The sequence below is a fragment of the Crystallibacter permensis genome (assembly GCF_025960875.1).
Lineage (GTDB): Bacteria > Actinomycetota > Actinomycetes > Actinomycetales > Micrococcaceae > Crystallibacter > Crystallibacter permensis.
Genome location: NZ_JAODLR010000002.1, coordinates 373,586 through 383,816, shown reverse-complemented (window position 1 = coordinate 383,816; position 10,231 = coordinate 373,586). Strand labels below are relative to the sequence as shown.

The following is a 10,231-nucleotide window of genomic DNA, read 5'->3' as shown; positions in this document are numbered from 1 at the left end:
GTGATGAATGCGTCGAGAACATCCATCACAGCAGGGCTACGGGCCCTTCACATAACTGGGCCCGTACCCGTTTTCACCACCAACCACGGAGAGCCATTTAATCCGGCGGCCCGTCGTTCGGGGTGGTCGTGACGCGGCGGCATTTTTGCGTGAGCAGTGGATCCGCGATATTCCTTTCACCTGAGCGATGGAAATCCTCCGGTCCCGGTACTGTTTCTTCTGTGATGAGCTCGAATGCCCGCGGCGGACATCCGCGAAATCGTCCTCGGGAGTGCCGAGCCGGACCTGCTCGACCCACCGGCCGCCCGACGGACTGGTCGCAGCCGGGATCCACTCCGGACTGGCCGCAACCGAAACAGCGATCGCCTTCGGGGTCTCGTTGCGGCTGGTCCAGCGCTTCCTGAAAAATCGCCATGACTGAACTGCCGAACGTCAATAACCTGTAACCGAAGAAGTTCGAGATCGATGATTACCGCTCCCGGTCTTTCCGCTATTTCAGAGACACCCGCGCCAATGCCTGGAAGCGTTGATAACCGTGGATGACGACCTTGGTGGGCCTCAGCAGCGGGCAGATGCCGGGCGTCGTCGACGGCCGGAACAACAGGAGCGTGAGTGACCGGCTGTTCGCCCGCCCATTGGAGCGACGTCTCGTCAGCGACGTTTCGCGAGGCTCTTCGTATATGGCTGCCCTGCACTGCGAAGTCCTCATCCTCACCCGCGCCATCCCCATCAGGGTCGAAGCGACCTGCGTTCCGGCATGTCAAATGAACAGGCCCGGCATTCGTCAATAGCGACTATCAGGCGACACATATCGTGCTCAGAATGCCGCCAAAACAGCGGTCTGATGATGCGTCGCCACGGCGGATGCACTACGAAACGCGGAGAACCCGAGAAACTCGATGGAGGTGATCAGGTTCGGTAGCAGTCGGACGTCATCTAACGGGGGAGGGGGAGGTACCTGCGGAGGCGTGCAGAACCATATTCGATGATTTGGTGCGAAATACCTGGCGCCAAGTGATTGGGAAGAAAGTCACGTTCCCGAAGCGAAAGCAGAAGCGGCTCAGGACAGTAAACTCAGTAAATAATTTCCGTAGCCGCTCTTGATGAGGGGTGTGGCTAGGGCGCGTAGCTCCTCATCATTGACGAAGCCGTTTCGCCACGCGATTTCTTCGGGAGCACCGATTTTGAGCCCTTGTCGGGCTTCAATAGTCCGGATGTAGTTAGACGCGTCGTTGAGGGAGTCGAAGGTTCCTGTGTCGAGCCAGGCTGTACCGCGGGGTAGTACAGATACCGAAAGCCTGTCCTGATTTAAGTAGACGCGGTTGATGTCTGTGATTTCGAGTTCGCCTCGAGGCGATGGGCGGAGCCCTTTTGCGATACCAATAACGTCGTTGTCATAGAAATAGAGGCCGGGAATGGCGTAGTTGCTCTTTGGATTTGTGGGTTTCTCTTCTAGAGACAGGGCTTGACCGTTTGGGGAGAATTCGACAACGCCGTACGCTGTGGGGTCTGCGACCCAGTAGCCGAAAACGGCCCCGCCGTCGACATTGGTGAATTTTTGCAGCTGCGTGCCCATCCCTGGGCCGTAGAAGATGTTATCGCCGAGGACAAGGGCAACAGACTCGTGCCCAATGTGGTCTTCGCCGATAATGAAGGCTTGTGCCAAGCCATCCGGTGAGGGCTGGCTCCTGTACGTGAGGCTTACACCGTAGCGTGAGCCGTCGCCGAGCAGACGCTCGAACTGGTCCTGATCCTGAGGAGTGGTAATAATCAGGATGTCCTGGATACCGGCCAGCATAAGGGTAGAGAGGGGGTAGTAGATCATCGGCTTGTCGTAGACCGGGACCAACTGTTTGCTGATGCCGTGCGTGATCGGATGAAGACGTGAGCCGGTTCCACCGGCAAGAATGATTCCCCGCATGGTACTCATGTATATAGGGGGCGCAGCTTAAGCCGCAACCTGAGCCGAAATGAACGGGTATCGTTCTAGATGTGAAGAAACTGTTGGTTACCGGGGGCGCCGGGTTTATTGGATCAAACTTCGTACACTATGTGCTTGAAAACACCGATCTGCATGTGACCGTTCTCGACAAACTGACCTATGCCGGGAATAAGGCGTCGTTAGACGGCGTGCCTGGGAAGCGGCTGAGGTTTGTTCAAGGAGACATCGTTAATGCTGCCGCTGTTGAAGATCTTGTCCAGGAGACGGATGCGATAGTGCATTATGCGGCGGAGTCGCATAATGACAACTCCCTACAGGATCCGCGCCCCTTTCTGGAAACTAATATTATCGGCACCTACACTCTTCTTGAAGCCGCTCGCAGGCATAACAAACGGTTTCACCACATCAGCACGGACGAAGTTTACGGGGACCTTGAACTGGATGATCCAGAGAGGTTTAACGATCTGACACCTTACAATCCATCGAGTCCCTACTCGGCGACGAAGGCAAGCTCCGATCTGTTGGTCCGGGCATGGGTGCGTTCCTTCGGTCTGCAGGCAACCATCAGTAACTGCTCGAACAACTACGGTCCGTACCAGCACGTGGAGAAGTTCATTCCGCGCCAGATTACAAACGTCATCGACGGCATCCGCCCCAAGCTTTATGGCAGCGGCGAGAACGTGCGCGACTGGATACATGCGAACGACCACTCTTCCGCCGTGTTGACGATCCTCGAACAGGGCCGCATTGGAGAGACCTATCTGATCGGCGCCGACGGTGAGAAGAACAACAAAGACGTCGTGGAGTTGATCCTCACTGCCATGGGCGAGTCGGCTGAGAGCTACGACCATGTTGTCGACCGTCCTGGCCACGACCTGCGCTATGCAATCGATTCCACAAAACTCCGAACCGAATTAGGATGGACGCCGAAGTTCCCCGATTTTGAATCCGGGCTCGCGAGCACTGTCGAATGGTATCGGAACAACGAAGCTTGGTGGCGGCCGCAAAAAGCTGTGACCGAAGCCAAATACGCAGCCCAAGGACAGTGATCCGAGTGGGCATCGAATTCTCAAAGCAACTGACAGTAACCGAATCACCTATCCCCGGCGTGCTGCTGTTCGATCTGCCGGTGCACGGCGATAACCGTGGCTGGTTCAAGGAAAACTGGCAGCGCGAGAAAATGGTCGCCGCCGGGTTGCCCGATTTTCAGCCGGTGCAGAATAACATTTCGTTCAATCAAAAAGCGGGCACGACGCGTGGCATCCACGCTGAACCGTGGGACAAGTTTATTTCCGTCGCTTCCGGACGCATTTTCGGTGCATGGGTGGACTTGCGGGAAGGCTCGACCTTCGGCACCCTGTTCACCGCCAGCCTGGATCCCTCGCGCGCCATCTTCATTCCTCGCGGAGTCGGCAACGCCTTTCAGACCCTGGAGGACAACACTGCCTACTCCTACCTGGTCAATGACCACTGGTCTGCCGATGCCCAGGGCCAGTACACGTTCCTGAACCTCGCCGATGAAACCGTCAACATCCCTTGGCCTATACCGCTGGAGCGGGCGGAGCTCTCTGACAAAGACCGCGTCCACCCACATCTGGCCGATGTGTCAGCCGTGCCGCAGCGGAAAATCCTGGTTCTCGGTGCCGACGGGCAGTTAGGCAAAGCCATCCGAAAGGAGTACGGAGACCTGGAACATGTCGAGTTTACTGGCCGAGCGGACTTCGATCTGTCCGATCCGGAGGCGTATCGAACCAGGAACTGGCGCGACTACGACACCATCATTAACGCCGCGGCGTACACCGCTGTCGACCAGGCCGAAACCTGTGACGGCCGACAGACCGCCTGGGCGATCAATGTGACAGCCGTCGCCGAACTGGCCAAAATTGCTACCCGTTACAATCTCACGCTGGTTCACGTCTCAAGCGACTACGTTTTCGACGGTACGACGGGGATACACGCAGAAGACGAACCTCTGACGCCGCTTGGTGTATATGGGCAGACCAAGGCCGCAGGCGATGCAATCGTTTCGGTAGTGCCCAGACACTACATCGTCCGCACTAGCTGGGTCATCGGCGACGGTAACAACTTCGTCCGCACTATGGCGAACCTTGCGGCGAAGGGCGTGAGGCCCACTGTTGTCGATGACCAAATTGGCCGTCTCACCTTCACCCCCGATATCGCGGCTGGGATTCGTCATTTGCTCGAGTCGGGCGCTAGCTACGGCGCATACAACCTGACCAACAGTGGAGAGCCGCAGTCATGGGCCGACATCGCCAAAGATGTGTATCAGTTAGCTGGAAGTGATGCGGGGGCAGTCACAGGTGCGACGACGGCCGAGTATTTCGAAGGCAAACTGGCAGCACCGCGTCCTCTGAACAGCTCCCTTGATCTGGACAAGATCCAATCGATAGGATTCTGTCCTGAGGCCTCTAATGTCCGTCTCAAAGAGTATCTAGGTAGTTATTGGGGACGATGAGGCCTCCCCGCTTGTGGATTTATGTGTCGAGGATGGAGCCGTACTAGGTACATGCGGCAACTCTAGGGCGGGGTTCCACCGCGGTGCTGAGTTCTCGCAGCCGGAAGGCTACAAGAGCAGCGTGAAAACAGGGGCTACGGTGTAGAGGAGCCACAACCTGGTCATCGCACCAGGCGACTTCAACGGTGAAGGACGGGACGCCCTCATCTCCCGCAAGCCCGCCGGACACTTTGGTTCGCCCCGGCAGCGGCAGGGGCAGCTACAGCAGCCTGGTCCGGATCGGTACCGGTTGGCAGACCTGCAAGCAGCAGACTGCTGTTGGGGACTGCAACTCGGACGGAAAGAACGCTCTGCTGGCAGTACGCCCCGATGGCAAGACCTACTTCTACTTGGGGCCCGGCACAGGCCGGAGACACGGTCCCCGGAGGGTGGTCGCCTCCGGTTGGAACGCCTACACCGAGATTGCACCCGTCTGTGACTACGACGGCAACGGAACGGACGACGTCGTATTCCACAAGAAGGACGGAACGCTGTGGCTGCGCACCGGCCTCGCGAAACGCGCCGGCAGCCCGTGGTTCTCTGCTGCGCGGAAGATGGGCAGCGGCGGCTGGAACGGATGCTACCGGATCCTCGGCGCCAGCGACTTCAACCGCGACCGCAAGGCCGACATGCTGGTCACCGAGAGCGACGGTTCGGCCTGGTTCTACGCCAGTATGCAGTTCAAGGATGCCGGTGCTGTTGAAAGCGGGGTCTACACGGACAAGCTCTGACTGTCCGGAGGGAACGGTGCCCGGCCTCGTTGGGGAAAGGCCGGGCACCGAAACTTGACCGTTCTCCTGCGGTTGTCAGCTCCCGCCGATCAAGATGAGGTAAGTCTGCCGGGGAGTGCTGGGAAAAATCCGAGTCACCAAGACGGGGGATAGCCAATCCCCATTGGGTACCTAAAGTTGGGTGTGGCTGGTCTTCTGTACAGCGTTGCTCCACTGTTTTCGTTCCACCGGACATATCCGGAATTGAGACCGGCCAATAGGGTTCAAGGTGGCCCGCGGCCGACCGTGATCGGGGCAGGCAACGTCAGCATGAAAGGCAGCACTATGAGCAGCGCTCTGTACGGAGACTGGAACGAATTGACCGGTCTTGACGTCGAGATCAAGAAGGACGGTCGAAGCGTCCGCATCGGCCACGTTGGTGCGGTCACCCGTGGGGCCGATGCACTGTGGCTGGAAAACCACGGGGCGCAGATGCGGACCCTCTTTGAGAAGGCCGAAGGCTATACCGCCTGGCCGCTGTCCGGCTCGACCGAGATGGCTGCCCGATGAACGCTCCGTGTGACACCACCATCGAGGTTCGGGCAGAGAGCCGGGCAGCCAGGGACGAGAGGCTCAATGCCGCCGTCGAAGAAATGACGGGGCTGGCGAAGATGTGCCGGACCGGTGGCATCCTCGTCACCCGGCACGAGCCCGGACGGTTCACCGTAGCAATTAGCGATTCGGTTCCCTACGGCTACACGGAGCAGCTCGACTTCTGCAACTGATTTCGCTCAGTTTGGCCGGTCCACGGCGTGATGTTGTAGATCCATCGTCTGATGGATCTGCAACGCAAACCACAGCTGGGCCAAGGACGATGTCTCGGCCATGTCCAGCCCGGTCAGCTCGCTGATCTTCCGGATCCGGTATATGACGGTCTGCCGGTGGGTGAATAGTGCTGCGGCGGTCTTCTGCCACGACCGTTGCTGGTCCAGGTAAGTCTTCAAGGTCTTGAGCAGATCCGGCTGCTTGCCCCTTTCATACTCCAGGATTGGTCCGAGCAGGCGCTGCACCATAGCCTGTCCTTCCTCCATGCTGGTCAAGCCCAACCACGAGGGGCCGTCCCCGTAGCGAACCAAGGTTTCACCTGTGCTGCCTGCGGTGCCGAGCGCCCACAGCGATTCCAGCAAGGCGCGCTGCATTCCGGTTGCGATGGTGGGCCGGCTCATGCCGATTCTGGCGTCGTCGGGGAGCGTGTGCCGCAGCTGGTCCTCGGTGCAGTCGGGCGGCAGGACGATGTGCAGCGTTTTGAACTGGCGCAGACTGACGTGCGCCAGTCCGTGGCGCCACAGTTCGGTATGGATGGTGGCGAAACTTTCTTCATCCAGCTCCGAGATAGACACGATGAGAAACTTCTCGGCCGGCAGCTGGAAACTCGTGAGCCGGCTTTCCAAATCCGCAAGGGCATAGCGGCCTTCGAGCGCTTGGGCTAGGAACTCCGCTCCCAGACGTCGCTGGTCTTCCAGCGCGAGCATGGTGCGGGAAAGCTCCAGGCCAAGGACGGAAGCCGCGTGCAGCAGCACCACTGCGTCCGGGTGCGGCTCCGACAGCGGCAGGACCAGCAGCAGCGCGTTGTCATGGGTAGGAACGTCCATCATGAGGACGTGGCTGCCGTCTACGTGATGCCACTGGAATTTCTTGCCCGACGCCGGAGCGGCTGCGATCAGCGGCTGCAGCTGCCCGGCGAGCTCTGCTGACAGGGCGTCTCCGCCGGGGTGCCAGGGGTGGAGGCACCGGCGGTCCACTACATAAAGCTGGGCATCCAGCTGTGCGGCCACCCCTTGGACCAGGGCCTGCCACTGTTCGGCAAGCGGGCCGGCCAGCCGCAGCAGGTCATAGATCCTTGCCGTTTGCCGCAGCCGGCGCGACTCCTCCAGCAAGGAGGACTCGGCCACGGACCGCGCGATGGAAATAAACGGCAGCGGGTACGGCACATTGATGACCGGCAGCGGCAGCCGGTCGCAGGCTTCCAGGAATTCAGGCGTGAGCTCTGGTGCATGCATCTTTTCGCCGATGGCCAGGGCGCTCGCCCCGGCGGCGACCAAGGCCTCGGCCAGCCCAACCTGACCCGTGGGGTCCGCCGGAATGGAGAGCCCGTTGGTCATCATGATCTCCCCGCCGGTCACCCACTCCCACAACCTCGGCAGGTCAGACGTGTGCGCCCAGGTGACCCGGTGCTGCAGACCGTCCTCACCGGCCAGCAGGCTCAAACCTAGCTGCGGCTCGGCCAGCAGTTCGGCGACCGTTATCGACATGCCCGCTCCTGGAAGCTGGCAGGACGCCGTCGTTGTTTGTTGCTTTTATACATATGTCTAAGCGTCCTCTTCTTTTGTAGTCATTCTATGGGTTTTGGTAGTGAGCCGGATCACGAATGATTGAACCATCACGATCCAGCTCAACGATGAGCATTCACGAGAGAGGGCGGCCATGAGCGCAACGAGCAATCTCATTGACGATGCCCCGCTGACCACATTCCATAAGAAACTGACCTTCTTTGCCTCGGGCGGTCCGTTCATTGACGGGTACGCGCTGTCGATCATCGGGATTGCCTTCATCACGATGACGCCGGGGCTGCAGCTGAGCACCGGGGAGATCGGGCTGATCGGCGCGGCGAGCCTGATCGGCATCTTCTTCGGCGGCGCCATCTTCGGCTGGCTGACGGATAAGATCGGCCGGCACAAGATGTATATTGCCGACCTGATCGCGCTGGCGCTGTTCTCGCTGCTGAACGGCTTCGCCACCGAGGTCTGGCACGTTGTCCTGTGCCGGTTCCTCCTGGGTATGGCGATCGGGGCGGACTATCCGATTGCCACCTCGCTGCTCGCGGAGTTTCTGCCGCGCAAGGTGCGCGGGCGCCTGCTCGGCGCGACGTTTGTGGTCTGGGCCGTTGGCGCTGCGGCGGCTTTCGCCGTGGGCTACCTACTGCGTGACATGGGCCCGGACGCCTGGCGGTTCATGGTGGCGAGCCCGGCGATCTTCGCCGTCGTTACTTTGCTCTGCCGGCTGGGAACGCCGGAATCCCCGCGCTGGCTGCTCTCCCGCGGCCGGCAGGACGAAGCCCGTGCGGTGATCAAGAAGGTCTACGGCGAGCAGTACGACATCAGCGACATTTCCTCCGACGTTGAGGCGGGCGCCAAACAGGCCAGGTTTACCGATATTTTCAAGGGCCAGTTGTGGAAGCGCACGCTGTTCGTTTCCATCTTCTGGACGGCCCAGGTAATTCCGCTGTTCGCCGTGTACACCTTCGCCCCGGACCTGCTGGCTTCCTTCGGCCTGACCGGCGATGCCAACCTCTACGGCGGCTCCTTCCTGATCTCCATGCTGTTTGTGATCGGTGGAATACCAGGACTCTGGCTGGTGGAGAAGATCGGGCGGCGCAAGTTGCTGCTGGGGTCCTTCGGCGTCATCGCCGTGGCACTGGCCATCCCCGCCTTCATCCCGGATGTGCAGGCCGGCCCGCTGTTCCTGGCGCTCGCCATCTTCGCGATTGCCTCCGGTGCCTCCAGCTTCCTCGAGGTGGTCTACCCGAACGAGCTCTTCCCCACGGAAATCCGGGCGACGGCGGTCGGCTTCGGCACCGCGATCAGCCGGGTGGGGTCCGCCGCCAGTACGTACCTGATGCCCGTGGCGATCATCAGCTTCGGTGCCGCGGGCTCGCTGCTGATCGGGGCCGTTATCTCCCTGGTGGGGCTGGTGGCCACGTTCCTGCTCGCGCCGGAAACCGCTAACAAGACACTTTCCGAACTCACCTCTGACAAAAAGCCGGCGTTTCCGGCAGAACGTACCAAGGAAGGATCCTCGCTATGACCACCCACGATCCCATCGGACCCGTCGACGCCACTAAAGTTCCGCGCTACGCAGGCCTGGGCACCTTCGCCCGGCTGCCCCAGATCGACCGGGTGCCCGACTACGACATCGCCATTGTCGGCGTACCGTTCGACGGCGGAACCTCCTTCCGTCCCGGCGCCCGATTTGGTCCGGCCGGCGTCCGCGAAGCCTCGCGGCTGCTGCGTCCGGGCTACCACGTGGAACTCGACGTCGAACCGGTGAACGAGACCCAGGTAGTGGATGCCGGCGACATCGCCTGCACGCCGTACGACATCACCCGGGCTGTGCGTGAGATTGAGGAGCAGGCGCTGCCGCTGCTGGGGCTGGACAAGAGGCTCATCTCCATCGGCGGGGACCACACGATTGCCTTGCCCATGCTGCGGGCGCTGAACAAGGTGCACGGGCCTGCGGCGCTGCTGCACTTCGACGCGCACCTGGACACCTGGGATACCTACTTCGACCAGCCGGTCACGCACGGCACGATGTTCCGCCGCGCGTTTGAGGAGGGGCTGCTGGTGGAGGACAGCTCGATGCATGTGGGCATCCGCGGGCCGGTGTATGACCGGAACGATTTCCTGCGGGACCACGAATTCGGCTTCCAGATCCTGCGCTGCTCGGACCTGGATGTCATTGGGGTTCCCGCCGCGATCCAGCGGGTCAAGGACCGGCTGGGGGACACTCCCGTCTACGTCTCCATCGACATCGACGTGCTTGACCCGGCCTTCGCCCCGGGGACGGGGACGCCGGAAATGGGAGGACTGCACTCACGCGAACTGCTGGCGCTGCTGCGCGGGCTGAACGGCATCAACATTGTCGGCGCCGACGTGGTTGAAGTGGCACCGGCTTACGACCATGCCGACGTCACCACTCTTGCCGCAGCCACGGTGGTCTTCGACCTGCTGGCGCTGATGGTCAACCGGGACAAGGGCGCTTCGTTTGTAGGGGAGGAGGACTTGCAGGCAGCTGCTGTCTGATCTGCCTTGTGTTCTGATTGCTGGCTGCGGGCCGGTGGGGTTTTCCCACCGGCCCGCAGCCATGTCCGGAGCTGCCATTGCTTCGTGTCTGACGCTGCCGTGTCCGAAAGCAGGTCTTCCGTTTCCGGTTGAACACCATAAACCCTGTACTGGGCGGGCATCCGGCAGGAGGGGAGACGCGCCGTCGTCGTCGTAAATCTTGGAA

9 protein-coding genes are annotated in these 10,231 nt (G+C 60.7%); 7 read left to right on the top strand and 2 right to left on the bottom strand.

From position 1 onward, the window contains the following. Positions 1–1,060 precede the first annotated feature (1,060 nt). A complete protein-coding gene (rfbA, locus tag B0G38_RS04100) occupies positions 1,061–1,921 on the bottom strand; it encodes a glucose-1-phosphate thymidylyltransferase RfbA (protein WP_264668266.1) in 861 nt (286 codons plus the stop codon). A 71-nt stretch (positions 1,922–1,992) separates the two neighbouring features. Between rfbA and rfbB the strand changes: the two genes are divergently transcribed. The 5 genes from rfbB to B0G38_RS04075 all read left to right on the top strand — a co-directional run bounded on the left by rfbB (position 1,993) and on the right by B0G38_RS04075 (position 5,952). After that, the gene (rfbB, locus tag B0G38_RS04095; RefSeq protein WP_264668265.1) at positions 1,993–2,991 is read left to right on the top strand and encodes a dTDP-glucose 4,6-dehydratase; all 999 of its coding nucleotides are present in this window, start codon (positions 1,993–1,995) and stop codon (positions 2,989–2,991) included. 5 nt (positions 2,992–2,996) lie between these two features. Further along, a complete protein-coding gene (locus B0G38_RS04090) occupies positions 2,997–4,418 on the top strand; it encodes a bifunctional dTDP-4-dehydrorhamnose 3,5-epimerase family protein/NAD(P)-dependent oxidoreductase (RefSeq protein ID WP_264668264.1) in 1,422 nt (473 codons plus the stop codon). A gap of 185 nt (positions 4,419–4,603) precedes the next feature. Further along, positions 4,604–5,188 (top strand): FG-GAP-like repeat-containing protein, encoded by a 585-nt coding sequence (locus B0G38_RS04085; RefSeq protein ID WP_264668263.1) that lies wholly within the window; start codon positions 4,604–4,606, stop codon positions 5,186–5,188. A gap of 324 nt (positions 5,189–5,512) precedes the next feature. Beyond that, complete coding sequence (locus B0G38_RS04080; protein WP_264668262.1) at positions 5,513–5,737, top strand: hypothetical protein; 225 nt, start codon at positions 5,513–5,515, stop codon at positions 5,735–5,737. Continuing rightward, complete coding sequence (locus B0G38_RS04075) at positions 5,734–5,952, top strand: hypothetical protein (protein WP_264668261.1); 219 nt, start codon at positions 5,734–5,736, stop codon at positions 5,950–5,952. Before B0G38_RS04080 ends, B0G38_RS04075 begins: the two co-directional genes overlap by 4 nt. A gap of 6 nt (positions 5,953–5,958) precedes the next feature. Here B0G38_RS04075 and B0G38_RS04070 read toward each other — a convergent pair whose 3' ends face one another. Next, positions 5,959–7,479 (bottom strand): PucR family transcriptional regulator, encoded by a 1,521-nt coding sequence (locus tag B0G38_RS04070; RefSeq protein WP_264668260.1) that lies wholly within the window; start codon positions 7,477–7,479, stop codon positions 5,959–5,961. 172 nt (positions 7,480–7,651) lie between these two features. Between B0G38_RS04070 and B0G38_RS04065 the strand changes: the two genes are divergently transcribed. Both B0G38_RS04065 and speB read left to right on the top strand, forming a co-directional pair. Further along, positions 7,652–9,031, top strand: coding sequence for an MFS transporter (locus B0G38_RS04065; protein ID WP_264668259.1), 1,380 nt, complete (start codon positions 7,652–7,654; stop codon positions 9,029–9,031). Further along, positions 9,028–10,026, top strand: a complete 999-nt coding sequence (gene speB / locus B0G38_RS04060; protein ID WP_264668258.1) for an agmatinase — start codon at positions 9,028–9,030, stop codon at positions 10,024–10,026. Before B0G38_RS04065 ends, speB begins: the two co-directional genes overlap by 4 nt. Positions 10,027–10,231: the final 205 nt, after the last annotated feature.